The sequence below is a fragment of the Halosimplex pelagicum genome, from assembly GCF_013415905.1.
Taxonomy (GTDB): domain Archaea; phylum Halobacteriota; class Halobacteria; order Halobacteriales; family Haloarculaceae; genus Halosimplex; species Halosimplex pelagicum.
The window spans coordinates 1,992,651-2,016,981 of record NZ_CP058909.1 but is presented as its reverse complement, the minus strand read 5'-3'; the positions used below and the strand labels follow the sequence as shown (position 1 = coordinate 2,016,981).

At 71.2% G+C, this 24,331-nt stretch carries 24 protein-coding genes; 12 read left to right on the top strand and 12 right to left on the bottom strand.

What is annotated here, in order from left to right; translation table 11 throughout:
• Positions 1 to 124 precede the first annotated feature (124 nt).
• Positions 125 to 481, bottom strand: coding sequence for a DUF7957 family protein (locus tag HZS54_RS09915; protein WP_179922388.1), 357 nt, complete (start codon positions 479 to 481; stop codon positions 125 to 127).
• A gap of 136 nt (positions 482 to 617) precedes the next feature.
• Here HZS54_RS09915 and HZS54_RS09910 point away from each other — a divergent pair, with 136 nt between their 5' ends.
• Together HZS54_RS09910 and HZS54_RS09905 are read left to right on the top strand one after the other, a co-directional pair.
• Entirely contained in the window at positions 618 to 1,757 is a 1,140-nt protein-coding gene (locus HZS54_RS09910) for a hypothetical protein (RefSeq protein ID WP_179922386.1), read from the top strand.
• A gap of 220 nt (positions 1,758 to 1,977) precedes the next feature.
• On the top strand, positions 1,978 to 4,560 hold the full coding sequence (locus HZS54_RS09905) for a DNA topoisomerase I (protein WP_179922384.1): 2,583 nt from the start codon (positions 1,978 to 1,980) through the stop codon (positions 4,558 to 4,560).
• A 12-nt stretch (positions 4,561 to 4,572) separates the two neighbouring features.
• Here the strand turns inward: HZS54_RS09905 and HZS54_RS09900 are convergent, their stop codons facing one another.
• The 4 genes from HZS54_RS09900 to HZS54_RS09885 form a co-directional block, all read right to left on the bottom strand.
• Positions 4,573 to 4,908, bottom strand: coding sequence for a DUF5615 family PIN-like protein (locus HZS54_RS09900; RefSeq protein WP_179922382.1), 336 nt, complete (start codon positions 4,906 to 4,908; stop codon positions 4,573 to 4,575).
• Positions 4,905 to 5,198, bottom strand: coding sequence for a DUF433 domain-containing protein (locus HZS54_RS09895; RefSeq protein ID WP_179922380.1), 294 nt, complete (start codon positions 5,196 to 5,198; stop codon positions 4,905 to 4,907). The genes HZS54_RS09900 and HZS54_RS09895 overlap by 4 nt, the downstream gene beginning before the upstream one ends.
• An 83-nt stretch (positions 5,199 to 5,281) precedes the next feature.
• Positions 5,282 to 6,058 (bottom strand): hypothetical protein, encoded by a 777-nt coding sequence (locus tag HZS54_RS09890; RefSeq protein WP_179922378.1) that lies wholly within the window; start codon positions 6,056 to 6,058, stop codon positions 5,282 to 5,284.
• Positions 6,059 to 6,123: 65 nt separating this feature from the next.
• Positions 6,124 to 6,579, bottom strand: coding sequence for a Rieske (2Fe-2S) protein (locus HZS54_RS09885; protein WP_179922376.1), 456 nt, complete (start codon positions 6,577 to 6,579; stop codon positions 6,124 to 6,126).
• A 467-nt stretch (positions 6,580 to 7,046) separates the two neighbouring features.
• On the opposite strand from HZS54_RS09885, the gene HZS54_RS09880 reads away from it, so the two are divergent.
• The 4 genes from HZS54_RS09880 to HZS54_RS09865 all read left to right on the top strand — a co-directional run bounded on the left by HZS54_RS09880 (position 7,047) and on the right by HZS54_RS09865 (position 10,212).
• Positions 7,047 to 7,769: a phosphoglycerol geranylgeranyltransferase gene (locus HZS54_RS09880; protein ID WP_179922374.1), complete on the top strand. Its 723-nt coding sequence runs from the start codon at positions 7,047 to 7,049 to the stop codon at positions 7,767 to 7,769.
• 100 nt (positions 7,770 to 7,869) lie between these two features.
• Positions 7,870 to 8,019 (top strand): hypothetical protein, encoded by a 150-nt coding sequence (locus tag HZS54_RS09875; RefSeq protein ID WP_179922372.1) that lies wholly within the window; start codon positions 7,870 to 7,872, stop codon positions 8,017 to 8,019.
• A 120-nt stretch (positions 8,020 to 8,139) separates the two neighbouring features.
• Positions 8,140 to 9,444 carry an aspartate--tRNA(Asn) ligase gene (aspS, locus tag HZS54_RS09870; protein ID WP_179922370.1) on the top strand — a complete coding sequence of 435 codons (1,305 nt, stop codon included), beginning with the start codon at positions 8,140 to 8,142 and terminating at the stop codon, positions 9,442 to 9,444.
• A 144-nt stretch (positions 9,445 to 9,588) separates the two neighbouring features.
• Positions 9,589 to 10,212, top strand: coding sequence for a hypothetical protein (locus tag HZS54_RS09865; RefSeq protein ID WP_179922368.1), 624 nt, complete (start codon positions 9,589 to 9,591; stop codon positions 10,210 to 10,212).
• 36 nt (positions 10,213 to 10,248) lie between these two features.
• Here HZS54_RS09865 and HZS54_RS09860 read toward each other — a convergent pair whose 3' ends face one another.
• The 3 genes from HZS54_RS09860 to HZS54_RS09850 all read right to left on the bottom strand — a co-directional run bounded on the left by HZS54_RS09860 (position 10,249) and on the right by HZS54_RS09850 (position 12,096).
• Positions 10,249 to 11,076 carry a bacteriorhodopsin gene (locus tag HZS54_RS09860; protein ID WP_179922366.1) on the bottom strand — a complete coding sequence of 276 codons (828 nt, stop codon included), beginning with the start codon at positions 11,074 to 11,076 and terminating at the stop codon, positions 10,249 to 10,251.
• 152 nt (positions 11,077 to 11,228) lie between these two features.
• The gene (locus HZS54_RS09855; RefSeq protein WP_179922364.1) at positions 11,229 to 11,744 is read right to left on the bottom strand and encodes a PIN domain-containing protein; all 516 of its coding nucleotides are present in this window, start codon (positions 11,742 to 11,744) and stop codon (positions 11,229 to 11,231) included.
• A 49-nt stretch (positions 11,745 to 11,793) separates the two neighbouring features.
• Positions 11,794 to 12,096 carry a UPF0175 family protein gene (locus tag HZS54_RS09850; RefSeq protein WP_179922362.1) on the bottom strand — a complete coding sequence of 101 codons (303 nt, stop codon included), beginning with the start codon at positions 12,094 to 12,096 and terminating at the stop codon, positions 11,794 to 11,796.
• 130 nt (positions 12,097 to 12,226) lie between these two features.
• Here HZS54_RS09850 and HZS54_RS09845 point away from each other — a divergent pair, with 130 nt between their 5' ends.
• The 6 genes from HZS54_RS09845 to HZS54_RS09820 all read left to right on the top strand — a co-directional run bounded on the left by HZS54_RS09845 (position 12,227) and on the right by HZS54_RS09820 (position 18,386).
• Positions 12,227 to 12,658 (top strand): SHOCT domain-containing protein, encoded by a 432-nt coding sequence (locus tag HZS54_RS09845; protein ID WP_179922360.1) that lies wholly within the window; start codon positions 12,227 to 12,229, stop codon positions 12,656 to 12,658.
• Between the two features lie 66 nt (positions 12,659 to 12,724).
• Positions 12,725 to 13,582: a pantoate kinase gene (locus HZS54_RS09840; protein WP_179922358.1), complete on the top strand. Its 858-nt coding sequence runs from the start codon at positions 12,725 to 12,727 to the stop codon at positions 13,580 to 13,582.
• A gap of 185 nt (positions 13,583 to 13,767) precedes the next feature.
• Positions 13,768 to 14,034 (top strand): UPF0058 family protein, encoded by a 267-nt coding sequence (locus HZS54_RS09835; RefSeq protein ID WP_179922356.1) that lies wholly within the window; start codon positions 13,768 to 13,770, stop codon positions 14,032 to 14,034.
• 89 nt (positions 14,035 to 14,123) lie between these two features.
• Complete coding sequence (locus HZS54_RS09830) at positions 14,124 to 14,840, top strand: helix-turn-helix domain-containing protein (RefSeq protein ID WP_179922354.1); 717 nt, start codon at positions 14,124 to 14,126, stop codon at positions 14,838 to 14,840.
• A 64-nt stretch (positions 14,841 to 14,904) separates the two neighbouring features.
• Entirely contained in the window at positions 14,905 to 15,669 is a 765-nt protein-coding gene (locus HZS54_RS09825) for a 4-phosphopantoate--beta-alanine ligase (protein WP_179922352.1), read from the top strand.
• Positions 15,670 to 15,812: 143 nt separating this feature from the next.
• On the top strand, positions 15,813 to 18,386 hold the full coding sequence (locus HZS54_RS09820; RefSeq protein WP_179922350.1) for an AAA family ATPase: 2,574 nt from the start codon (positions 15,813 to 15,815) through the stop codon (positions 18,384 to 18,386).
• Here the strand turns inward: HZS54_RS09820 and hutH are convergent, their stop codons facing one another.
• From hutH to hutU, 4 genes are read right to left on the bottom strand one after another with little or no spacing between them, the layout of a single operon-like run.
• Positions 18,387 to 19,997 (bottom strand): histidine ammonia-lyase, encoded by a 1,611-nt coding sequence (gene hutH, locus HZS54_RS09815; protein ID WP_179922348.1) that lies wholly within the window; start codon positions 19,995 to 19,997, stop codon positions 18,387 to 18,389.
• Positions 19,990 to 21,333 (bottom strand): imidazolonepropionase, encoded by a 1,344-nt coding sequence (gene hutI, locus HZS54_RS09810; RefSeq protein ID WP_179922346.1) that lies wholly within the window; start codon positions 21,331 to 21,333, stop codon positions 19,990 to 19,992. Before hutI ends, hutH begins: the two co-directional genes overlap by 8 nt.
• Positions 21,326 to 22,438 (bottom strand): formimidoylglutamase, encoded by a 1,113-nt coding sequence (hutG, locus tag HZS54_RS09805; RefSeq protein WP_179922344.1) that lies wholly within the window; start codon positions 22,436 to 22,438, stop codon positions 21,326 to 21,328. Before hutG ends, hutI begins: the two co-directional genes overlap by 8 nt.
• Positions 22,431 to 24,260, bottom strand: coding sequence for a urocanate hydratase (hutU, locus tag HZS54_RS09800; protein WP_179922342.1), 1,830 nt, complete (start codon positions 24,258 to 24,260; stop codon positions 22,431 to 22,433). Before hutU ends, hutG begins: the two co-directional genes overlap by 8 nt.
• Between the last annotated feature and the right edge of the window lie 71 nt (positions 24,261 to 24,331).

Sequence of the window (24,331 nt, the reverse complement as noted above, 5' to 3'; positions counted from 1 at the left end):
GCCGGAGACTGACTCCCCCGGTCCGGGTCCCGTCACGTCCGGGAGTACTCACATCGGTTTTGTCGTCTCGGGGATCGCTATCGCCGAAATGCGGCGGGCGTCGCTGTCGGCGCGATCGGCACGCTCACTTCGTGAACGTCACGTCGGTCAGCTCGCCCGTCGAGGGATCGACCACACAGTCGTAGCCGCGCCAGTTGCCACAGCGGAGCCGCCCGTCGTCGTCGACCAGCGATACGTACGGGTCACCTTCGGACACGGGTTCGACGTGCCAGCGGAGCGTCCCGCGCGAGTCGAACCCCAGTACGTTCCGGTCGGCGAGCGGGACGGGAGCGTCGCGTTCGCCGCGGTCGGCGGCCGCGAGCGGGGTGAGCGTGTCGAGCAACACGACGAGGAGGTCACCGTGTTCGACGACCGTCTCGACCTCGTGGGGTAGCGTGAGCGCCACGTCACCGATCTCGACGGTCCGTGAGTCACCGCTCATCGCGAACGTCTGGCGAGCGCGTCGACTTCAATCCTCCCCGGATTCCCGGCTCGGACCCGATGCGACCGGGCGCCATCGTCGTGCTTTCGACGCGCGTATCAGAACGTCCTTTGTCGTCCGGGCCCGAGCGTCGACAATGACACTCGGCCTCGGCCAGGCGCTCGCGGTGGCCGCGCGGGGCATCGGGGGCCTCGACGCGGTCGTCGCCCACGCGGGAACGACCCACGCCGGAACGCCTCACTGGCTCCTCGGCGCGGTCGCTATCCTCGGGATCGTCGCGGGGATCGGCGGCTTTCGGGCGCTGCGCGACGGGGCGCGAAGCGACCGGTTCGGCGCCGGGCTCCTCTCGGCGGGCGCGGTGCTCGTCATCGCGGGGACCATCGGGCTCGTCGAGATCCAGATCGCGCCCCAGGCGACGCCGGACTGGACGGAGTGGTTCCCGGTCGTCAACGCCGTCTCGGCCATCGTCGTCGCGCTGGGCAGCCTCGTCGTCGTCCGCTGGAAGTGGCCCGAGCGCCCGCGCTACGTCGGCCTGGGCCTCCTGCTGGCGACCTGGATCGCCTACCCGACGCTGCTGCCCCAGGAGGGGCTGACGAACCCGCTGGGCTACCTGCTCGCCGCGGCCGTCCCGCTGGCCGTGGTCTACGTCTTCTACCGCGACGCCGGCGCGGCGTTCCCGGGGGTGCTCACCGCGCGGGTCCCCGCGCTCACCGCCGTCGTCACCTTCGCCCTGTTCGGCGTCTTCTACCTGTTCTCGGCGGGGACGCTCTCGATGAACCCCGACCTGACGGCCGACATCGCGGGCCAGGGCTTCGTCACTCCGTACCAGGTCGCCTCGCCGCTGGTCTACTGGCCGGCCCTGGAGTTCTATTTCCCCGCGATCCCGCTGTCGGGGTACGTCTCGCTGGGGTCGCTCCTGCTGGTGGCCATCCTCGGCGGGCTCGTCGCGAGCAACGCGGCGCTGGCGGCGCGACAGCTCACGACTGGCGGCACGATCGACTCCCCGCGGGCGATCGTCGGCACCGTGACCACCGCCGGCGCGACCGCCTGCGGCTGCTGTGCGCCCGCGGTCTACGGCGCGGCCGGCGCCGTCTTCGGCGCGGCCGCGACGCCGGTCTACTGGGCCTTCATGGACCCGTCGTCGCCGGTCGGCGGGCTCTTCTTCGCCGCGAGCGTCCTCATCCTGACCGGCAGCGCGATCCGGGCGAGCCACGACCCCGCCTGTGCGATCCCCCGGGAATCGGAGTCTACCGGTGCGGCCGAACAGGCGGCGTAGACCCGCGCTCGGAGTAGCATCCGAGTCCCGGTAGCGCAAGTCCTCCGCACGTGCCCACGCGCGACGCACCCGCTCGCGGGCACCTACACGCGCTCTCGCTCGCGGGCGCTCGATCGCACGCACACGCCCGCTGTCCCGCGATTTCGCCCGAAACCTTTAGGACGAGGACCTCCCTATCGACTCCCATGACCGACTGCCGCGGAGCCGGAGGTGGCGTCCGGTGGAACTGATAATCACGGAGAAGAACAACGCCGCGCGGCGCATCGCGGAGATCCTGAGCGGCGGGAGCGCGACGACGACCCAGCGCAACGGCGTCAACGTCTACGAGTGGGGGCTGACCACCTGCGTCGGCCTGTCGGGCCACGTCGTCGGCGTCGACTTCCCCGAGGAGTACAGCGACTGGCGCGACGTGGAGCCGGTCGAGCTGATCGACGCCGACATCGTCAAGTCGCCGACCCAGGAGAACATCGTCCGCACCCTCCGGCAACTGGCCCGCAAGGCCGACGAGGCCGTCATCGCGACCGACTACGACCGCGAGGGGGAACTCATCGGCAAGGAGGCCTACGAGCTCATCCGCGAGGAGACCGACGCGCCCGTCAAGCGGGTCCGGTTCTCCTCGATCACCGAGCGCGAGGTGAAGAGCGCCTTCGACGAGCCCGACGACATCGACTTCGACCTGGCCGCCGCCGGCGAGGCCCGCCAGATCATCGACCTCGTGTGGGGCGCCGCGCTCACTCGTTTCCTCTCGCTGTCCGCGCGACAACTCGGCGAGGACTTCATCTCGGTCGGCCGGGTGCAGTCGCCCACTCTCAAACTAATCGTCGACCGCGAACGGGAGATACAGGCGTTCGAGCCCGACGACTACTGGGAACTGTTCGCGGATCTGGCCAAGGACGGCGAGTCTTTCGAGGCGCAGTACTTCTACGACGACGACGGCAGCGAGGCCGAGCGTATCTGGGACGAGGGCGACGCCGACGAGGCCCACGAACGGCTGCGCGAGGCCGCGAGCGCCGAGGTCACGTCGGTCCGCCGGCGTACCCGCACGGACAACCCGCCGGCGCCGTTCAACACGACCGCCTTCATCTCCGCCGCGGGGTCGCTGGGCTACTCCGCCCAGCGCGCCATGTCCATCGCCGAGGAGCTGTACACGACCGGTTACATCACCTATCCGCGGACGGACAACACGGTCTACCCGGAGGACCTGGACCCCGAGGAGCTGCTCGACGAGTTCACGATGACCCACGAGTTCGGCGACGACGCCGAGTCGCTGCTCGAACTCGACGAGGTCGAGCCCACGGAGGGCGACGACGAGACGACCGACCACCCGCCGATCCACCCGACCGGCGCGGTACCCGACCGCGACGAACTCGGCGAGGACGAGTGGGAGGTGTACGAACTCGTCGTCCGCCGCTTCTTCGCGACGGTCGCCGAGGCCGCGACGTGGGAGCACCTGCGCGTCGTCGCCGCCGCCAACGACTGCCAGCTGAAGGCCACCGGCAAGCGCCTGCTCGAAGCCGGCTACCACGACGTGTACCCCTACTCGTCGGCCAGCGAGTCGTTCCTCCCGCCCGTCGAGGAGGGCGACGCGCTCGACGTGACCGACGTGGAACTCGAAGCCAAGCAGACCCAGCCGCCCCGCCGGTACGGCCAGTCGCGGCTCATCCAGAAGATGGAGGAGATGGGCATCGGGACGAAGGCGACCCGCCACAACGTCATCGAGAAGCTCTACGACCGCGGGTACATCGAGTCGGACCCGCCGCGGCCGACGTCGCTGGCCGAGGCCGTCGTCGAGGCCGCCGAGGAGTTCGCCGACCTGGTCGTCAGCGAGGACATGACCGCCCAGCTGGAGGCGGACATGTCCGCCATCGCCAACGGCGAGGCGACGCTCGACGACGTGACCGAGGAGTCGAGGGAGATGCTCGACCGGGTGTTCGAGGAGCTGCGCGACTCTCGCGAGGACATCGGCGACCACCTCCAGGAGTCGCTGAAGGCTGACCGCCGGCTGGGCCCCTGCCCGGAGAGCGACCACGACCTGCTCGTCAGGCAGAGCCGCCAGGGTTCGTATTTCGTCGGCTGCGACGGCTTCCCCGAGTGTCGCTACACCCTCCCGCTGCCGAGCACGGGCGAGCCGCTCGTCCTCGAAGACACCTGCGAGGAACACGGGCTGAACCACGTGAAGATGCTCGCCGGCCGGGACACGTTCGTCCACGGCTGCCCGCAGTGCAAGGCCGACGAGGCCGACGACACCGAGGACGAGGTCATCGGCGTCTGCCCGGACTGCGGCGAGGAGCACGGCGGCGATCTCGCCATCAAGAAGCTCCGCTCGGGCTCGCGCCTCGTGGGGTGTACCCGCTACCCCGACTGCGACTACTCGCTGCCGCTCCCGCGTCGGGGCGACATCGAGATCACCGACGAGTACTGCGACGAGCACCACCTGCCCGAACTCGTCGTCCACAGCGGCGACGACCCGTGGGAACTGGGCTGTCCCATCTGCAACTACGAGGAGTACCGCGCCCGCCAGGCCGTCAACGACCTGGAGGATCTGGACGGCGTCGGCCCCGCCACGGCCGAGCGCCTGGAGACTGCGGGCGTCTCCGAGCCCGCGGATCTGCGCGACGTGGACCCCGACCGCCTCGCCACGGAGATCCAGGGGGTCAGCGCGGGCCAGATCCGCGACTGGATCTCCCAGTTGCCCGAGGTCGACCCCGGCGACGACGACGAGGGGCCCGACGGCGGCCCCTCGGAGGACGAGGACCTCGTCGAGAGCGCGAGTCCCGCCGACGAACCGGCCGAGAGCGACTAGCCGACTCAGTTTTCACAGCCAGTTCGACCCGGCGTAGACCACGCCGTCGATCTCCGACTGGGGATAGTGGGCCGCGATCGTCGTGACGATGCCGGCGACCGCGTCGCTCGCGAGCGTCTCGTCGGGGACGTACAGCGTCGGCGTTCCGTCGATAGCGGGGACGAAATCGTCGTCGTACGTCAGGAGCACGCGGTCGCGGTCCCGAGCGTGGGCCGCGACGTGCTCGTCGTCGCTTCCCGTCCCGAGTTCAGGGACGGCCGCGACCCGCTCGACGTCGTGACCGGCATCGCGCAGACGTTCGGCGACGGCTCGTTCGACGTTCTCGTCGAGCAGGAGCCGATAGCTCATTCGCCGTCGGGCGGGGAGATATCGGTGCGTCGTTTCGCGGCGGCGACGGCGTCCTCGTGGCGGCGTTCGACGGTCCGCATCTCTTCGAGGTTGTTGTGGTAGTACGCGAGCGCCTCGTAGACGCTCGCGATATCGAGGTCGAGCTGGTCGGCGACTCGTTCGGGGTCGTCGCCGCGCTCTTCGACGCGGGCCCGAACGACTCTGACCGTTACCCGACGACCCTCGACGTGAGGCTCGTCGTGGACAGACGATTCGTCGCCGGGCACGATCCCGTGGCGCTGGGTCGCCATCTCATGACGGAGTAGGCGCTCTATCCGTCTTAAACCTCCGGGCGCGAGTCGCGGCAACCGGACCGGCCGAGGAGTGTCCGGCGTCACCGTTCGGCCCGGTCACCACCGGCGTCAGCGTCACCACCGTCCGGGGTCGCATCGGCCGCGATATCGCCCGTCTGTTCGGCCGCGTAGCCGGTCGTGTCTCTCACCGCTCGCCACGTCGCCGCGAGCGTCCCGACCGTGTGGAAGCCGACGATGAGACAGCCGACGAACAGCACCGTCGTGGCATCGACGCCGTGGCGCAGCGCCCACAGCGGGACGACGACCTCGTGGCCGGCGACCGCGAACGCCCGGTAGCGCCGGAAGAAGCCGGCGAGGACGGGGAAGCCGTAGCCGAGCGCGTCCAGCGCCGTCGTCGTCGACACGCCGGCGGCGACGCCGGCCGAGCGGGCCGCCTTCTCGTGGGCGGTCAGCACGCTCCAGGCGATCACCAGGGTCCCGCCGAACGCCGAGATGGCGTCCCACACGCTGTCGGCGCCGTCGTCGACGACCAGCGCGAGGACGCGCCGCCCGACGACGCCGAGCGCGACTCGGAGACAGAAGATCCCGAGGCTCACCAGCCCGAAGCCCCACAGCGCGAACAGGGGCGTTCGCTTCCAGGCGAACGGGAACCGGGCGAGCGCGAGGACCGCGGCCCCGACGCCCAGCAGGTACAGCGCGCCCACGACCCCGTACCGGTGGGTGTCGGCCCGGAACGTCACCGCCGTCGCGACGAGGGCGCCCGCGAGGAGCGTCGCCGCGACCGGGACCGCGGGCGCCAGCGCGACGACGACGAGCAGACCCGACAGCGGGGCCGTAGCCACGTTCGCGAGTCGCATCCCTGGGGAGTGGTTGACCTGTCCCTGGGTTAAAATGTTCGGCTGCGGAGATGGTCGACCGCGCCTCAGAACCCGACGTGACTGGTCGAACTCGGTCCGTCCTCACCGTCGTCGATGCCGCCCTCGTGTTCGAACGTGTACTCGTCGTCGGCCAGGAACACCTCGCCGTCCGCGACGACCACCTCCACGTCGGGCAGCGCCGTCCCTGCGGCTTCGCCGTTGTTGCACTCGCCGGAGCAGGCGTCGAACATCGACCCGTGCTTGGGGCAGATGATCTCGCCGTCGCGCATGGGGACGCCGCGGCCGGTGTCGAAGCGCTGGGCCTCGTGCGTGCAGCGGTTGATCCACGCCGCGACGCCGCCCTCGCCGTCCACCGGCGCGCCGCCGTCGGCCGCTACCTCCTCGTCGCACGGGACGACGATGATCTCCTCGTCCATGTCGAAGGAGTTCGTCGCCGTGAACAGAAACGATCCGTCGTCGCGAACGTCCTCGACCGTCGTCAATCGTGCGCCCGCTGGCATTACCCGTGGATAGGACACCGGCGAGTTAGGTCTGACGGCGAAAATCGGCGACCTGTCGAAGCCGGCGCGCGCTGTCGCGCCCTCCGTGGCGCGACGAAACCGCGCGAGGGATGAGCGAGAGAAGCGAGCGAATCGGCTGGGGAGGTTCGTGGCCGTCTGCGGTTGCTGGTGCGGTGCTGACCCTGGCGGACTGAAAGGGCGAGGCGCGCTCGCGCTGGTAGTCGTCTGAGCGACCGCTATCCGCGCGGGCGGTGTCGAGAGCGCGGATATGTCGCTCGGCGACCGCGAGCGGGCCGAGGGCTTTCAGCGCTCACCGTCGAGTGCGGTAGTGTCTCCAGCTAGCGAGCGGGTTGCGGATTTTCAACGCTCACCGTCGAGTACGGTCACGCCAGATCCTACTCCCCGACCGAGACCCGCAGCTCCTCCCATCCGAAGCGGTTTTACCGTCCCGCGGGGAGTGTGGGAGTATGCAGAGGCCGTGGGACGACTGGGATCACGTGCTGAAGGTCGACCCGGACAAGGATCTGGTCGACGGGGAGACGTACGCCGACGTCGTCACCTGTGGCACGGACGCCATCGAGGTGGGCGGCACGACGGGCGTCACCGAGGAGAAGATGGCCGACGTGGTCGAGGCCTGCGCCGAGTACGACGTACCGCTGTACGTCGAGCCGTCGAACCCCGCCAACGTCGTCTACCGCGGCGGCGTCGACGGCTATCTCGTGCCCGCGGTCCTCAACGCCGGCGACATCGCCTGGCTCACCGGCGTCCAGAAGGAGTGGGTCCGCATCGACGACGACATCGACTGGGAGCGCACGTTCACCGAGGGCTACATCGTGCTCAACCCCGACTCCGCCGCGGCGAAACTCACCCAGTCCGACTGCGACCTCGATCCGGCGGACGTGGCCGCCTACGCCGAAGTGGGCGAACGGATGCTCGGCCAGGAGATCGTCTACGCCGAGTATTCGGGCACCTTCGGCGACCCCGAGACCGTCGCCGCCGCGGCCGACGCGCTCGCCGACGCGACGCTGTTCTACGGCGGCGGCATCCACGACTACGAGTCGGCCAACACGATGGCCGACCACGCCGACACCGTCGTCGTCGGCGACCTCGTCCACGACGAAGGTGTCGACGCCGTCGCCGAGACCGTCGAGGGCGCGAAAGACGCCACCGCCGCGACGATCTCCGAGTAGCTCTCCGGTCACCGCTCGTTCTTTCCCGACGGTCGACACCGGCCAGCGCCGCCACAAGGTTCAACTGAGTCCGGTCCCGCACTCCCGATGGTGTGATACCATGTGCCACGAATACACCTCCCGCGTCTGGGACCGTGAACCCGAAGACGAGAGGCGCGACTCCGAATCGGCCGACGAGTTGCCGGATTTCGCCAACGAGGAGGGAAGTGAGGACGTTGAAGTCCTCACCGACGGCGGCGACGAGTCGTAACCCATCGCGATTTTTCGAGCCGCTCGCACGCCGCCGACCGACGGGAATATCCGTCGGTGGCGTGGCAACCGGTGACGGCGAAGGACTGTCCTTAAGTCGAGCCCCCCAGAAGCCACTCCCATGGACGACCGCACCTACACCGCGGACGCCGAGCCGGGCGAGACCGTCACGGTCGCCGGCTGGGTCCACGAGATCCGCGACCTCGGTGGCATCGCCTTCCTCATCCTCCGGGACAGCACCGGGAAGATCCAGATCAAGTTCGAGAAAGACGAGATGGACGACGACCTCGTCGAGACCGGGCTCGGGGTTCACCGCGAGTCCGTCGTCGCTGTCACCGGCGACGTCGAGGAAGAGCCCCGCGCGCCCACCGGCGTCGAGATCACCCCCGACTCGCTCGACGTCGTCGCCGAGGCCGACCCCGAACTCCCGCTCGACCCCTCCGGCAAGGTCGACGCCGACCTCTCGACGCGGCTAGACAACCGGACGCTGGACCTCCGCAAGGACGAGACCAAGGCCATCTTCGAGATCCGCGCGGAGGTCCTCCGCTCGGTCCGCGAGGCGTTCCGGAACCTCGACGCCACGGAGATCAACACGCCGAAGATCGTCGCCACCGGCACCGAGGGCGGGACGGAGCTGTTCCCGATCACCTACTTCGGCCAGGAGGCGTTCATGAACCAGAGCCCGCAGCTGTTCAAGCAGCTGATGGTCGGCTCCGGCCTCGAACGCGTCTTCGAGATCGGCCCGATCTTCCGCGCCGAGGAGCACAACACGCCCCGCCACCTCAACGAGGCCACCTCCATCGACTTCGAGTCGGCGTTCTACGACCACACCGAAGCGATGGATGCCTGCGAGACCATCGTGAAGGCCGCCTACGAGGGCGTCGCCGAGAACTGTCAGGACGCGCTCGAAGCGCTCGACCTCCAGGACGAGTTCGAGGCGCCGGAGGGCGACTTCCCGCGGCTGACCTACGAGGAGGCCATCGAGCGGATCAACGCGACGGGCGAGCTCGACGAACAGCTCGTCTGGGGCGACGACCTCCCCACCGAGGGCGAGCACGCGCTCGGCCAGGACGTGGGCGAGCACTACTTCATCACCGACTGGCCCAGCGAGATCAAGCCGTTCTACATCAAGGACCACGACGACGACGAGCAGCTCTCGACGGGCTTCGACATGATGCACCCGACGATGGAACTGGTCTCCGGTGGGCAGCGCGAGCACCGCTACGACCACCTCGTCGAGGGGTTCGAACAGCAGGGGCTCGACCCCGAGCAGTTCGACTACTACACCAAGATGTTCAAGTACGGCATGCCGCCTCACGCCGGCTGGGGCCTCGGTGGCGAGCGACTCGTCATGACGATGCTCGGGCTGGGTAACATCCGCGAGGCCGTTCTCTTCCCGCGAGATCGCCAGCGGCTCTCTCCGTAGAGTCGCTCGATCTCGCCGCGGTCCGAACCGCCAGCGGCTCTCTCCGTAGCGCCGCTCGATCTCGCCGCGGTTCGCGACAGGCGGCGTCTGTCGCCGTAGCGCGTAGCCGCCAACGTTTTTCCGCGCCACTCCCGAAGGCAGTCCGTGGAGTGGACGGCGTACACGTTCGAGTGCGCGGACGAGGCGGCCCGCGAGTCGCTGGTGGCGTGGTTCGACGACCACCACCCGGTCGGCGTACACGACGGCGAGGACTGCGTCCACGGCGACCTCGTCGACGGCGACGGGACCGAGCGAGCGGCCGACCTGGCGTGGGTCGCCGAGTACTGCTACGTCCTCGTGAACGACCCCGTTCCCGGCCTGCTGGTCGAGAGCGCGGACCGCTGGGAGCGGGCGGCGGTCGGGACGTTCGACTCGGAGACGGAGACCTGCACGGAGGCGGTGCTCTACCGGTCGGACGGCGACGACCGCCCGGCCGAACTCGCGCGCTACGAGGGCGCGGACGGTCTCGCAGGCCAGGACGTGCTCTACCGGTTCGCGATGGACCACCAGTTCCGATTCCGCGCGTTCGCCCACGCGCCCCCGGCGCCGATGCTCACCGAGCTATTCGGGGCGTTCGACGCCGTCGCCGGGATGGGCTGGGGGAGCGACCTGCTGGCGGAGTTCGAGGCCGAGACCGGCGTCGAACCCACCGCTCGCGGCGTCGAGTTCCTGGAGGACGACCCCGTTCTCGACGAGGGCGAGTTCTACGAGGCGGCCGAAGAGGGGTGACAGCGCCCCTCGCAGACGAGCGGGTGGTCCCGCGGTTCAGTCGTCGGCCGGCGCGGCACGGTCGCCGCCGGCGACGCCCGACCGGGATACGGTCCGCTCGTTCGCGGCGACCCACCGGAGCAGCAGGAACGCGAAGAGATACTTCGCGCCGATGTCCAGCACCGAGTAGGCCCACGAGGTGAGCCCGACCGACTGGACCAGCGCCAGCCCCTCGACGCCGACGGCCCAGACGACCGGATAGCCCAGCCACAGCACGACCGTCAGCGCCCGCAGCGTCCCGAATATCTCGCCGGTGCCCGCGTTCGCCGCCGAACGGGGCCACTCGACGAGCACCCCGTAGAGGACGGCGACGAAGAACGCGCAGCTGATGCCATAGAACACCCAGCGGAGCGCGTACGACGAGGTGACCAGCGCGGCGGCGAGCCCGGTGATACACATCCCGATGTCGGCCGCGATGACGGTGAACAGGCTCCCGAGATCGGCATCGGCGAGGAGCCCGAGCGCGAGCAGGATCATCGGCGTCGAGAGCGCCCACGTCAGATACCGGCCCCACTGGCTCAACACCTCCTCGCCGGCCAGGGCGTGGCCCGCCGGCATCTCGATGAACCCGACCGTCAGCCCCGAGACCAGCGCCGTGTAGCTCGATATCGACACCAGGGGGATCATCAGCGTTGCACCCCAGATGAGCCGCGCCCGCGACCCCTCGACGTTCCTGCCCATGTACACGAACAGCAGTATCGACAGCCCCGCGAGCGCGATGTTCGCCCACAGCGACGACGACAGCAACACGTCGTTGTTGATCTCGCTGAACACCTCGGACTGTGTGGCCTGCAACAGGACCCCACCCGGTGTAACTGGTGACATACGACCGGAAATTCGGGCCCTGTGGTATTGTACCTCGTGCCAAACTATGCAGGGATCGCCCCGCTGACACGCCGAACCCATCCCGCCGATCCGCTTCGGCCGCGACGGCACCCGTGAACCGCTCGCTCCGCTCGCGGATGCCCTCTCCTCGGTTACTCCCCGACCGCACCGACCGCCTGCGACCGCATCTCGCCGGTCATCTGGATGCCGTTGGCGTCGATGCGGCGGACGATCCGCCGGGCTTGGGACCGCGAGAGGTACTTGTCCTCGGCGGCGGCCCGGGCGACGACGCCGAAACAACTGGTGACCGCGCCGCCGAGCCCCTCGGCCACGCGACGGACGCGGCGGTCCTCGGAGACGACGGCGACGGCGTGGCGGTCGTTCGGGTCCGCGTGGGCGATCACGCCCGCGAGCATCGCCGCCTCGTGGGTGCTCTCGTCGATCCCGACGACCTCGACGGCCCGCTCGTGGGCGGTGTCGGGCACCGCCGTCGACACCTCGGTCTCGTCGAGAAAGGACGCCAGCGCGCTCCGTGCGGGCTCGGTCGTCACCTGTTCCTCGACGATCTCGGGGACGACGAGCCGGCCGTCGAAGCTCTTCAGCAGGTCGAGTTCGCCGACCTGCCCGAGCGCGTAGAGGCTCGTCGGGCCGACGTAGATGCGGCTCATCCGCGGGCCTCCCGAGCCGAGTCCGACGACCGGGTGGGGTTCCCGCCGGTCATAGCTCCTGAGCGGTGTAGGCGTCGTCGCCCAGGTCCTCGGCGGCCAGCTGGGTGGTGAGGTTGCGCTCGTGGGCGATCTCCAGCCACTCGCCCAGGGAGACGCCGGCGATGCGGGCCGCCTCGGCGACGGAGGCGTCCCCCGACTGGTAGCGCTCGACCGCGCGGCGGACGCGCAGTTCGGCCAGTCCCTCCCGCAGGGCCTTCCGGATCGTCGTCGAGCGGTCCTCGTCGAGCAGTTCGGCGACCGCGTCCAGTTCCTCCTTCTCTTCCTCGGGGAGGCGCGCGCTGACTGACGGCATACTCGATACGGTGTCTGACAGCGGATACAATAATTCTGTGGGTCGCCGCCGCCGTTCGCGGTGCCCTCCCCGGTGTCGCCGTCCGGCCCGGCGAGATAGATACAAATGTGGGGCCGCCGACAGTCCGACCATGGCGACAGACGGAGGGGCGGACGCGGCCGACGAGGAGAACCCGCTCGTCGGCGTCCTGACTGGCGCCGTCACGTTCCTGACGCTCGGCGTCGCGTTCGCGCTCATGTTTCTCGGGGTCGACTACTTCTGGGTGGCCTTCCCGGTGGGGTTCGGCGGCGGGATGCCGCTGGCCGCGGCGCTGGCGAAGTACTACGGGTCCGAGCGGGCGGACGACCGCGAGCGCGGGCGCGGACGACGCGACCGGTCCGACGGGACCGACGACGCGCTGGCGGAGCTCCGTGACCGCTACGCGCGCGGCGAGATCGACGACGCGGAGTTCGAGACCCGCGTCGAACGCCTGCTCGAGACCGAATCCGTCGACGACGCGGAGACGTTCCTCGCGGAGTCGGACGGCGAGGACGACCGCTCGACGGAGCGCGACGCGGCCTGATCCGCCCCGTTCGCCCCGACGCCCCGAGGACGAAACTGATTACAGGCGCCGCGCCGACGGGGGAGTATGACAGCGGTGGCACGGGCGTTCGTCCCCGGGCACGCGACGGGCTTTTTCACCGTCGACCGGGCCGACGACCCGACGAAGGCGGGGTCGCGCGGCGCGGGACTGGCGCTCTCGGAGGGCGTGACCGTCACCGTCCGGCCCGCCGACGCGGTCGCGGTGACGCTGAACGGCGAGTCGGTCGACATCGAGGCCGTCGAGCGGGTGCTCGACGCGCTGGAGGCGACGGTCGCGGTCCGCGGCGTGACGGACCTGCCCGTCGGCTCGGGGTTCGGCGTCTCCGGCGCGATGGCGCTTGGGGCGGCGCTGGCGACGAACGAACTGCTCGACCGGCGGCTCTCGACGTACGAACTCGCGACGATCGCCCACGGCGCGGAGGTCCAGGCCGGCACCGGGCTGGGCGACGTGGTCGGCCAGCTCCACGGTGGCGTCCCGATCCGGCTCGAACCCGGGAGCCCCCAGCACAACAAGATGGACGCGGTGCCGACGCGCTCGCGCGTCGAGTTCCAGACGTTCGGGGAGCTGTCGACGAGCGAGGTGATCGGCGGCGAGACGGAGGCCATCTCGGCGGCCGGCGAGCGGGCGCTCTCGCGGCTCGTCCAGGAGCCGACGCTGGAGCGCCTCGTGGCGTCGTCCCGGCAGTTCTCCCGGGAGGCGGACCTGGTCACCGAACGGGTGTACGAGGTGGTGACCGACGTGGCCGAGGCCGGCGGCGAGGCGACGATGGGGATGCTCGGCCAGACGGTCCTCGCGCTCGACACCGGGCTCAGCGACGCCGGCTACGACCCGACGGTCTGTCAGATCGACCCGACCGGGGCGACCCTGCTCGCCCCGCCGAGCGACCGGACGCTTCCGGAGTAGGCGCCGCCTACCGGCCGTCAGCGGCGGACCGTACTATTCAGGTATTCGTTTTTCATCCCTGGCAGCCATCGGTCCTGACGGACCGACGACGCGCACGGCTTCGGTCCCACCTCTCCCACCACCCCACCCCGGCTTCGCCTTTCCACCCACCGGCCCCGCGGCGCGGGCCACCGACCACTTCACCCATGCGAAAACGCGAATCACTCTACCTGCACGCGCTGTTCGTCCTGGTCCGTCGGGAGTTCGAGGACGAGCGCGACCTGGCGGCCGGCCCGTTCGACGAGTACGACGGCACGGCGGTCGGTCCGACGGCGGTCCACCGCCCGAAGGCCGCACACGAGCGGGCGCTGTTCGCGCTCTCGACGGAGCTGAGCGCGACGGCCGCGTCGGCGACGGACGACACGGAGCGCCCTCGGCCGGACGCCGAGGGTTCGAACCAGTATGCGAGGTGACCGACGACGCCGGGTTTCGCCCCCGGTGTACTCGTTCGCTCCGAGCGTCACAAGGTACTTCCCGCCGTATTCCTTGGGTCTCTGATAGGATGGCGGCGCCCGCCGAGCAGCCGACGGAGCTCGAGTTCCGGGTGACCAGTTCCGACTACGCGTTCGTCAGCGGGTCCGAACGGGGCTCCTGCCGGTGGATCCTCCGGGAGCTACTGCCGCGGTCGGACGGCGAGTTCCTGGAGTTCTTCGAAGTACGCGACGCCTCTCCCGCGACCGTCGACCGGATCAGCGACGCCGAACCGGTCGAGGAGCGGCTGGTCGACCGCCACACCGAGAACGGCGTGCTGGTCTGTCGGATCGAGGAGCCCGCCGACTGCGTCGCGACGACGCTGGCCGACGAGGAGGCGTTCCTCCGCGATCTCTGGGCCGAAGCGGGCGACGGCCGCGTCGTCGCCGAGGTGTTGCCCTCCCGCGAGGCGGGCGCGGTCGTCGACTCGTTCACGGACCGGCACCCCTCGGTGGACCTGGTCGCCAAACGCGACCGCCCCCGCGAGGGGCCGCTGTTCCTCCGCCACCAGGTCCAGGACGTGCTCGCCCGCGAACTCACGGACCGCCAGCTGGAAGTGCTGGTGACCGCCTACCGCGCCGGCTACTTCCAGCGACCTCGCGAGACGACCGGCGCGGAGGTCGCCGCGGACCTCGACATCTCGCCGTCGACGCTCTCCCAGCACCTCCGGGCCGCCCAGCGCAAGCTCCTGGGCGCCCTCTTCGAGGAGTGCGGCCCGGCCGCCGGCCACCGGATCGACGTGGAGTAGCGGGTCCCGCGTCGATGCGACCGAAAACGTCGGCTTTTCGGCGCTCGCCCGCGAGGCTCCGGGCATGACCGACGCGGACATCGAGATCCCAGAGAGCCACCCCCGCTACGAGTCGCTGCTCACCCGCCACCGCATCGAGGCGGGGGTCGAGGCCGGCATCACCTCTCGCCAGGGGCTCATCGCCCAGGGCCGCGGCGAGGCCTTCGACTACCTGCTCGGCGAGCGGACCCTCCCGTCGGCCGACGGCGCCGCCCGCTCGGCGGCCGCCCACCTCCTCCTCGCGGACCACCCCGTCCTCTCCGTGAACGGCAACGTCGCCGCGCTCGTCCCCGGCGAGGTCGTCGACCTGGCCGAGGCGACGAGCGCCGATATCGAGGTGAACCTCTTCAACCGCACCGCCGAGCGGATGGAGCGGATCGCCGACCACCTCCGCGACCACGGCGCGAGCGAGGTGAAGGGCCTGACCGCCGACGGGACCATCCCGGGACTCGACCACGAGCGCGCGAAGGTCGACGCCGACGGCATCGGCGACGCCGACGTGGTCCTCGTCCCGCTGGAGGACGGCGACCGCGCCGAGGCGCTGGGTGACCTGGGCAAGGTCGAGGTCGTGATCGACCTCAACCCGATGTCCCGCTCGGCGCGGGCGGCCGACGTGCCCATCGTCGACAACGTGATCCGCGCGGTCCCGGCGATCACCGAGCACGCTCGCGACCTGGCCGACGCCGACCGCGAGACCCTGGAGGGGATCGTCGCCGAGTTCGACGCCGACGAGGCGCTGACGGCCGCCGAGCGTGCGATCCGCGAGGGCAGCGACGACGGGGAGAGCTGAGGCGGTCGTCCTGCCGTCGAGCGACCGCTGAACCGGCCGCGGTCGTTCGACCGCACTCCCGGCCGTCTCCGGTCGGAAAGATTCATGCCCCTGACCGTGTCACTCGGGCGTAATGAGTCACGCACGCGACGGGGGACGCTGACGTGCTGCCGAAACGGTTCGCCTTCGACCGTCGGCTGCCCGACGAGGGGGCGGTCCGGGCGACCCTGGACGAGCGGGCGATCACGCCGTTCGGTCCCGGCGAGGAACTCGACCGCCTCCACCGGGTCCTCTACCCGGCCTTCCGCCTGACCTTCGAGTACGAGGCGTCGGAGCTGCTCTCGCTCGGCGGGAACAGGGAGACGACGACCACGCTGGTCGACGGGCTGGTCGAGGGCAACGACCGGTTCGTCCACGAGTACGTCGACGGGACGGCCGACCCGGTGACGGTCGACCCCGACGAGTTCGACCTGGGGACCGAGCACCCGGGCCTGGGGACGACGGTGATGCTGGAGTTCCAGGCGACCAACGACCGCGCCGAGAGCGTGCTGGTCGAGCGGCTGATCGACTACCGCGAGCGCCGCGCGACCGCCGGCGAGGAGGCCGCCGCCGTCTTCCTCAACAAGTTCAAGGACACCTACGGGCTGCCCAACGACTTCGACCCCGACGGCGGCATCGACGTGACCGACGTGAGCCGCGTCTATCTGCCCTTCTGGCTCGCGGAGTTCCGCGCGGAGAGCGCCGACCACGCCTACATCGTCTCCTTCCGCGACGAGAGCGACGCCGACGTGGACCACCCCGACGGCTGGGTGGCCGAGTGGGTCTCCGGCGACCCCACGGTCGTCGGCGACTTCGGGTACGAGGTCGACCTCGACCGGATCCAGCGGGGCGGCGGGACGGACTCGGCGGGCGACACCGGGAGCGAGGACGGCGCGGACGGTCGGGATGTCGAGGGCGCCGAGACGAACCACGAGGGCGGGCCGGAGCCGCTCGATCCCTCGGGCGGCCGCGGTGGGCGGACCGTCGCCGATGGGGCGACCGAGGTCGTCCAGCCCGACGGCGTGGAGATGGACGCAGACTCGCTGGTCGACCCCGCGCCGGACCGCGGCTTCGGCGAGGTCGGCGGGATGGCCGAACTGAAGGAGACGCTGCGCCACAAGGTGATCCGGCCGGTCACCGACCCCGACCGGTTCGCCGAGTACGGGCTGAGCGTCGTCAACGGCGTCCTCCTGCACGGCCCGCCCGGCTGCGGGAAGACCTACGTCACCCGCGCGCTCGCCGGCGAACTTGGCCACGCCTTCGTCGAGGTGAGCCCCGCCGACGTGACGAGCAAGTACATGGGCGAGCCGGCCCGGAAGATCGCCGACGTGTTCGAGATCGCCCGCGCGAACGCGCCGTGTCTCCTCTTCGTCGACGAGATCGACGGGATCGCCGGCGACCGCGGCGGCGAGAGCGACATGAACTCCAGCGAGCAACAGCTCGTCAACCAGCTGTTGACGGAACTCGAATCGCTGGACGACCACGACGTGGTCGTCGTCGGCGCGACGAACCTGCTGGAGGACGTGGACCCGGCCATCCGCCGGTCGGGGCGGTTCGACGAGCGCGTCGAGGTGCCCCCGCCGGGCGCCGACGCGCGGCGGGCCATCCTCGACCTGCACCTCGCCGGCCGGCCGACCGCCGACGGGCTGGATCCGTCGCCCGTCGTCGAGCGGACGGTCGGCTACGCCGCGAGCGACCTCGAACTGATCGCCGAGAACGCGGCCCGCGAGGCGCTGCGCGACGAGGCACCGATCGGGCAGGGCCACCTCGAAGCGGCCCTCGAATCGACCGACTCCAGCATCGGCGACTGGGTCGGCGTCTCGCACAAGGCCGGCACCCACGTCGTCCAGCCCGACGGGGTCGACCTGTCGGCCCACTCGCTGGTCACCGTCGACGTGGACCGCTCGTTCGACGACGTGGGCGGGATGGGCGAGCTGAAAGACAGGTTGCGCGAGACGGTGCTGGACCCGCTCTCGAACCCGGAGACCTACGACCGCTACGATGTCGACGTGCTCTCGGGCCTGCTTCTGTACGGGCCGCCGGGCTGCGGGAAGACCCACGTCACGCGGGCGCTGGCGGGCGAACTCGACCACGCCTTCGTCGAGGTCTCCCCGGCGGACCTGACGAGCAAGTGGATGGGCGAGCCCGAGAGCAACGTCGCGGACCTGTTCGAGATCGCCCGGGCGAACGCCCCCTGCCTGCTGTTCATCGACGAGATCGACGCCGTCGCCGGCTCGCGCGGCGGGATGAACGCGGGCCGGCAGGGCATGGTCAACCAGTTGCTCACCGAGCTGGAGTCGCTCGACGAGGACGACGTGGTCGCCGTCGGCGCGACGAATCTGCTGGAGGACGTGGACCCGGCGATCCGCCGGTCGGGACGGTTCGACGAGCGCGTCGAGGTACCGCCGCCGGACGCCGACGCCCGCCGTGAGATCCTCGACCTCCACCTCCGGGACCGGCCGGTCGCCGACGCCGTCGACTGGGACCGAGTCGTCGAGGGGACGGCCGGCTACGCGGCCAGCGACATCGAACTCCTCGCCGAGAACGCCGCGCGCAACGCGCTGGGGGCAGGCGCGGCCATCGACGACGACCACCTCGACACGGCCCTGTTCGAGACCCAGTCCAGCCTCCGCGACTGGGACGAGGGCGACCGCTACGCCGCCAGCGACGACGGCTCGGACCTCCGGTTCTCGGGGTAGCTACGCCAGCGGCTCGTCGAGCGCCGCGTTCACCCGCGCTTCGAGGTCGCCCGAGGCGACCAGCTCGGCGACCGCGGCCATCTCGTCGGCGAGCGGGCGGTCGTCGTCCAGCGGCGGGACGCGCTCGCGGACGGCCTCGTAGGCGGCGCCGCTGCCGCGCCCGGGTGCGAGGTCGTCGTCGACGAACTCCGCGGCCTGGGCGGCGCAGCAGAGTTCGATCCCGACGACGCGGGCGACGCGGTCGGCGGTCTCGCGGGCGCCCCACGCGGCGGTGGCGCTCATGCTGACGTGGTCCTCCTGGTTGCCGCTGACGGGCGTGTTGTCCGTCGAGGGGCGGCCCGCGGCGCGGCACTCGTTGACCAGCGCGGCCGCGGTGTACTGGGCGATCATGTAGCCCGAGCGCAGGCCCGGTTCGGTCGTGAGAAAGGGCGGGAGGTGCGGTTCCTGGGTGTTGGGGTTGAGCAGGCGGTCGACGCGGCGCTCGGCGATCGCGGCGAGTTCGGTCAGCGCGCCCGTGAGGTAGTCCAGCCGGAGCGCGAGGGGCTCGCCGTGGAAGTTGCCGCCCGAGAGGACCGCGGCGCGGTCGGTGCCGCTGGCGCGGGCGGCGCCGGCCGCGGCCCCGTCGTCGGTCCGATCGGCGATCGAATCGCGTCGGAAGACGAGCGGGTTGTCGGTGGCGCTGTTGAGTTCGACTTCGACCGCGTCGCGGAGGTGGGCGACGGCGTCGCGGACGGCGCCGTGGACCTGCGGGAGACAGCGCGTCGAGTAGGCGTCCTGCACGCGGTCGCAGTTGCGGTGGGAGTCGACGATCTCCGAGTCGGCCGTCAGCCGCCGGAGGTTCGCGGCGCTGGCGGCCTGCCCCTCGTGCGGGCGGACGGCCTGGATCGCGGGGTGGCTCGGGACCGTCGAACTCAGGGTCACCTCGGTCGTGAGCGCGCCCGCCACGTCCGCGGCCCGGACCAGCCGCTCCGTATCGACGACGAGCAGCGCGCCGATCCCCGCGGTCAACTGCGTGCCGTTGATGAGCGCCAGCCCCTCCTTGGCCCCGAGCGTCAGCGGCTCCAGCCCCGCGCGGGCCAGCGCCGTCTCGCCGTCGAGGCGGTCGCCCTCGAATTCGGCTTCCCCCTCGCCGATCAGGACGATAGTCGCGTGGGCCAGCGGCGCGAGGTCGCCGCTGGCGCCGAGGCTCCCGGTCCGCGGGACGACCGGGTGGACGCGCTCGTTCAGCATCGTCACGAGGTGGTCGACGACGACCTCGCGGACGCCGGAGTAGCCCTTGACGAGCGCGTTGACCCGCGCGACGAGCATCGCGCGGACGGCCTCCGTGGGGAGCGGGTCGCCGCTACCGGCGCTGTGGCTCCGAAGGAGATTCGTCTGGAGCTGCGCGACCTTTTCGCGGGGGATTCGCTCGTCGACGAGTTCGCCGAAACCGGTGTTGACGCCGTAGACCGCCTCGTCGCTCTCGACCACGTCTTCCACGCGCTCGCGGGCGACGCGGACCGCCTCGCGGGCCTCGTCGGCGATAGCGACGTCGGCGCCCTCGCGGGCGACGGCGGCCACGTCCGCCGGGGTCAGCGACTCGCCGTCGAGGACGACCGTCGCTTCAGACATCGGGCTCACCCCCGCCACCCCGCTCGGCGCCGTCGCCGGGGTCGCCACTCGCCTCGCCGGTCCACTCGGGGCCGACGACCGGCCGCCCCTCTTTCAGCACCGTCGCGACGCGGTTGACCCCGTAGCTGTAGGGGACGTGGACGTGCGAGGGCGCGTCCAGCACCGCGAGGTCGGCGGGCGCGCCCTCGCGGACGACGCCCAGGTCGGGGCGGTCGAGGGCGCGGGCGCCGTTTCGGGTGCAGGCGACCAGCGCCTCGGCGGGCGTGAGCCCCATCTCGACGCAGGCCAGCGCGCTCGCGAATCCCATGCTCTGGGAGTGGCAGTTCGGGTTGAAGTCGGTCGCGACGGCGACCGGCGCGCCGGCGTCGACCATCCCCCGCCCGTCGGCGTAGTCGGCGCCGAGGCCGAAGGCGGTACCCGGGAGGAGCACGGGCGTCACGTCGGCGTCGACCAGCGCGGCCACGTCCTCGTCGGTGGCGTGCAGGAGGTGGTCGGCGCTGGCGGCGCCCACCTCGGCCGCGAGCTTCGCGCCGCCGCGGTGAGCCAGTTCCTCCGCGTGGACCTTCGGCGTGAGCCCGCGCTCGGCGCCCGCGCGGAGGACGCGCCGGGACTGCTCGACGGTGAACGCCCCCTCGTCGCAGAACACGTCGCAGAACTCGGCGACGCCCTGATCGACGACGGCGGGGATCTGCTCGTCGACGACCCGCTCGACGTAGTCGTCGGCGTTGACGGGGTCGCCCTCGCCGTAGCGCCCCTCGGGCTCGTCGGCCTCGCGCGGGACGGCGTGGGCGCCCATGAACGTCGGGACCACGTCGACGGGGTGGCGGTCGTCGGCGCGGTCGATAGCGTCGAGCATCCGTAGCTCCGTCTCGGTGTCGAGCCCGTAGCCCGATTTCACCTCGACGGTGGTCGTGCCGTGGGCGACCATCACGTCGAGGTGGTCGAGCAGGTTCCCCAGCAGTTCGTCGTCGCTCGCGGCCCGCGTCGCGCGGACGGTGCGGTGGATGCCGCCGCCGCCCGCGAGCAACTCGCCGTAGGTCGTCCCCCGGAGTTTCGCCTCGAACTCGTCCGAGCGGTCCCCCGCGAAACAGGCGTGGGTGTGCGAGTCGACGTAGCCGGGGATCACCGCCCGACCGCTCGCGTCGACGGCGTAGGCGGCGTTCTCCGGCGAGTACTCGCGAGTCACTTCCTCGGTGGGGCCGACCGCGGCGACCGCGCCGTCGACGATCGCGACCGCGGCGTCGGAGCGGAGACCCGCGGGATCGTCGCCTCCGAGTTCGCCGGTCGCGGTCGCCACCTCGGCGGCGCCGTGGACGACCGCCGTGAGCTCAGCCATCGAGGGCCCCCCTGCGTGAGTGGCGGCCCTTCGGCGCGGCGAGACTGGCGAGGAAGTGCGCGACCGCGCGGGCGGCGGCATCGACCGTTCGGCCGCTCTCGTCCAGCGGCGGCGCGCACTCGACAACCTCGAACCCCGCGACGCGGCCGTGGGTCGCGACGTGTTCGAGCAGGCGGTACAGTTCCCGGGTGGAGAGCCCGCCCGGCGTCGGCGCGCTGACGCCCGGCGCGGCCGCCGCGTCGAGCACGTCCACGTCCACGCTGACGTAGATGGCGTCCACGTCGCCCAGCGAGGCGATGGCGTCGTCCATCACGTCGATGGGGTCGTCGGCGACCTCGGCGGGCGCGAACACGCGCCCGCCCCGCTCGTGGAGGAAGTCGTGGTAGGCGGTCGAGGTCTCGAAGTTCCGGGCGCCGACGACGGCGAGTTCGTCGAGGCCGTCGGCGAACAGCTGTCGGTACGGTGTGCCGCTGGTGGGACCGACGCCCTCGCGGACCTCGCGGCAGTCGAGGTGGGCGTCGAAACTGAGGACGCCCAGCGACCCCCGCTCCAGCAGCGGCGCGGCGTTGGAGTAGGTCAGCGAGTTGTCGCCGCCGAGGAAGACGGGGACGACGCCCCGGCCGTAGAGGTCGGCGGTGACCGCTCGGACTTGTTCCTGGACGGCGGCGACCGCCGGCTCGTCACCGTTCGCGCCGCTATCGGTGCGAAGCGCGGCCACGTCCCCCAGGTCCCCGAGCCCGACGCCCGGGCCGGTCGGCCCGTGGACCCGCTCGTTCGGGACGTTCTCGCCGTCCTCGTCGGCGGGGTCGCCCGCGACGGAGATCGGTCCCTGGTCGACGTGGTGGGTCTTCGCCGCGGCGAGCGACTCGCGGATCGCCGCGGGGGCTTCCGCCGCGCCGCGGCGGCCGATGACCGCGCCGTCGTAGGGTTCGCCGACGATCACGGCGCCGAACTCGTCGAGGTCGTCGAGGGTTGCCGGTTCGACGGCGTCGCCGAACTGCTCGTCGTTCGGGTCCGCGGAGGGACCGGACCACTCCGGCGGCGGCGAGAACTCTCCCGCCGTGTCGGTACCGTCACTTGCCGCGACGCCGTCGCCGTCACGCATCCCGGTCCTCCATCGGGACGGCGATATCGGACGCGCGGGCCTGCTCCAGCGCGGACTCGTAGCCCGCGTCGGCGTGGCGGACGACGCCCATCCCGGGGTCGGTGGTGAACACGCGCCTGGCCTTCTCGGCGGCGAGGTCCGAGCCGTCGAGGACGACGTGGTTGTTGGTGTGGACGGCGTTGCCGATGCCGACGCCGCCGCCGTCGTGGACACTCACGATGTCCGCGCCCACGGCGCAGTTCAGCAGGGCGTTGAGGATCGGCCAGTCCGCGACGGCGTCCGAGCCGTCGCGCATGTCCTCGGTCTCCCGGTTGGGCGAGGCGACGCTGCCGGCGTCGAGGTGGTCGCGCGTGACGACCACGGGTGCCCGGATCTCGCCCGACGCGACGAGGTCGTTGATCCGCAGGGCGAAGCGAGCGCGTTCGGTGAGTCCCTCGTCGTCGGTGTCCGCGCCGAGCCAGCACACCCGCGCGGGGAGCCCCTGGAACGACACCTGCTCCTGCGCGAGGTCGATCCAGCGGTGCAGGGCGTCTTTCTCCGGGAACAGTTCCGTGACGGCCTCGTCCGTCCGGTGGATGTCGGCGGGGTCGCCCGACAGCGCGACCCAGCGGAACGGGCCCTTCCCCTCGCAGAACAGCGGCCGGACGTAGGCCGGGACGAACCCCGGGAAGTCGAAGGCGTCGCGCTCGCGGGCGGTGGCACCCGACAGCGGCCAGGGGGTCCCGTCGTTCCCGGCGCTCCCGCCGCGCTCGGCACTCCCAGCGCTCCTGCCGCCGTCCCGTTCGGCCCGGAAGTCCGCGACCTGGCCGCGGATGTTGTTGCCGTACTCAACGGCGACCGTGCCGCGCTCCTGCAGTTCGAGGAGCGCGTCGACGTGGCGCTCCATGGTTTCGAGGCTCTCCCGTTCGTAGCGCTCGGGGTCCGAGTCGCGCAGCTCGTCGGCCTCCGCCACGGTGTAGCCCGACGGGTAGTACCCCTCCAGCGCGTCGTGGGCGGCCGTCTGGTCGGTGACGATATCGGGGACGAACTCCCGTTCCAGCATCGCCTCCAGCATGTCGGCGGCGTTGACGTGGACGCCGACGGAGTAGGGCTCGCCCGCGTCGGCGGCCGCGGTCGCCCGCTCGATGGCTTCCGCCAGGTCGTCGGTCTTCTCCTGGCAGTAGCCCGTGTCGATGCGCCGGTCGATGCGGGCCTCGTCGACCTCGGCGGCGATGCACACCCCCTCGTTCATCGTCACCGCGAGCGGCTGTGCGCCGCCCATCCCGCCGAGGCCGCCCGTGACGACTATCCTTCCTTCGAGGGATCCGGAGAAGTGCTGGCGGCCGGCCTCGGCCAGCGTCTCGTAGGTCCCCTGGATGATCCCCTGCGTGCCGATGTAGGCCCACGAGCCGGCGGTCATCTGGCCGTACATGATCAGGCCCTTCGCTTCGAGTTCGTGGAAGTGCTCCCAGGTGTCCCACTTGCCGACGAGGTTGGAGTTGGCGATGAGGACCCGCGGGGCTCGCTCGTGGGTCTCGAACCGACCCACGGGTTTCCCGGACTGGACGAGCAGCGTCTCCGCGTCGCCCAGGTCGCGCAGTTCCGCGACGATGGCGTCGTAGGCGTCCCACGAGCGGGCGGCGCGGCCGGTGCCGCCGTAGACGACCAGGTCCTCGGGCCGCTCGGCGACCTCGGGGTCGAGGTTGTTGTCGAGCATGCGGAGCGCGGCCTCCTGGCGCCACCCCTCGCACTCGATGTCGGTCCCCCTCGACGCCCCCGGGTCGGCCCGCCACCGGTCGCTGGGGTCGCCGACCGCGGCGCTATCGGCCTCTTGCTGTGGCATACGGTAGCTTGGAGCGAGACGGACAAAAGCGCGATGCCGGCGGGCGTCGGGGCGAGTCGGCCGTGAAGCGG

Excerpts from the sequence above, each read along its gene's own strand:
- HZS54_RS09860 (WP_179922366.1), bottom strand. The coding sequence starts at position 11,076 with ATGTCACCAGTTACACCGGGTGGGGTCCTGTTGCAGGCCACACAGTCC.
- HZS54_RS09830 (WP_179922354.1), top strand. The coding sequence starts at position 14,124 with ATGGCGGCGCCCGCCGAGCAGCCGACGGAGCTCGAGTTCCGGGTGACC.
- hutG (WP_179922344.1), bottom strand. The coding sequence starts at position 22,438 with ATGCGTGACGGCGACGGCGTCGCGGCAAGTGACGGTACCGACACGGCG.
- HZS54_RS09895 (WP_179922380.1), bottom strand. The coding sequence starts at position 5,198 with ATGGCGACCCAGCGCCACGGGATCGTGCCCGGCGACGAATCGTCTGTC.
- HZS54_RS09845 (WP_179922360.1), top strand. The coding sequence starts at position 12,227 with ATGGCGACAGACGGAGGGGCGGACGCGGCCGACGAGGAGAACCCGCTC.
- HZS54_RS09850 (WP_179922362.1), bottom strand. The coding sequence starts at position 12,096 with ATGCCGTCAGTCAGCGCGCGCCTCCCCGAGGAAGAGAAGGAGGAACTG.
- HZS54_RS09885 (WP_179922376.1), bottom strand. The coding sequence starts at position 6,579 with ATGCCAGCGGGCGCACGATTGACGACGGTCGAGGACGTTCGCGACGAC.
- hutH (WP_179922348.1), bottom strand. The coding sequence starts at position 19,997 with ATGTCTGAAGCGACGGTCGTCCTCGACGGCGAGTCGCTGACCCCGGCG.
- HZS54_RS09890 (WP_179922378.1), bottom strand. The coding sequence starts at position 6,058 with ATGCGACTCGCGAACGTGGCTACGGCCCCGCTGTCGGGTCTGCTCGTC.
- HZS54_RS09855 (WP_179922364.1), bottom strand. The coding sequence starts at position 11,744 with ATGAGCCGCATCTACGTCGGCCCGACGAGCCTCTACGCGCTCGGGCAG.
- HZS54_RS09910 (WP_179922386.1), top strand. The coding sequence starts at position 618 with ATGACACTCGGCCTCGGCCAGGCGCTCGCGGTGGCCGCGCGGGGCATC.
- HZS54_RS09880 (WP_179922374.1), top strand. The coding sequence starts at position 7,047 with ATGCAGAGGCCGTGGGACGACTGGGATCACGTGCTGAAGGTCGACCCG.
- hutI (WP_179922346.1), bottom strand. The coding sequence starts at position 21,333 with ATGGCTGAGCTCACGGCGGTCGTCCACGGCGCCGCCGAGGTGGCGACC.
- HZS54_RS09900 (WP_179922382.1), bottom strand. The coding sequence starts at position 4,908 with ATGAGCTATCGGCTCCTGCTCGACGAGAACGTCGAACGAGCCGTCGCC.
- HZS54_RS09875 (WP_179922372.1), top strand. The coding sequence starts at position 7,870 with ATGTGCCACGAATACACCTCCCGCGTCTGGGACCGTGAACCCGAAGAC.
- HZS54_RS09825 (WP_179922352.1), top strand. The coding sequence starts at position 14,905 with ATGACCGACGCGGACATCGAGATCCCAGAGAGCCACCCCCGCTACGAG.
- hutU (WP_179922342.1), bottom strand. The coding sequence starts at position 24,260 with ATGCCACAGCAAGAGGCCGATAGCGCCGCGGTCGGCGACCCCAGCGAC.
- HZS54_RS09840 (WP_179922358.1), top strand. The coding sequence starts at position 12,725 with ATGACAGCGGTGGCACGGGCGTTCGTCCCCGGGCACGCGACGGGCTTT.
- aspS (WP_179922370.1), top strand. The coding sequence starts at position 8,140 with ATGGACGACCGCACCTACACCGCGGACGCCGAGCCGGGCGAGACCGTC.
- HZS54_RS09835 (WP_179922356.1), top strand. The coding sequence starts at position 13,768 with ATGCGAAAACGCGAATCACTCTACCTGCACGCGCTGTTCGTCCTGGTC.
- HZS54_RS09915 (WP_179922388.1), bottom strand. The coding sequence starts at position 481 with ATGAGCGGTGACTCACGGACCGTCGAGATCGGTGACGTGGCGCTCACG.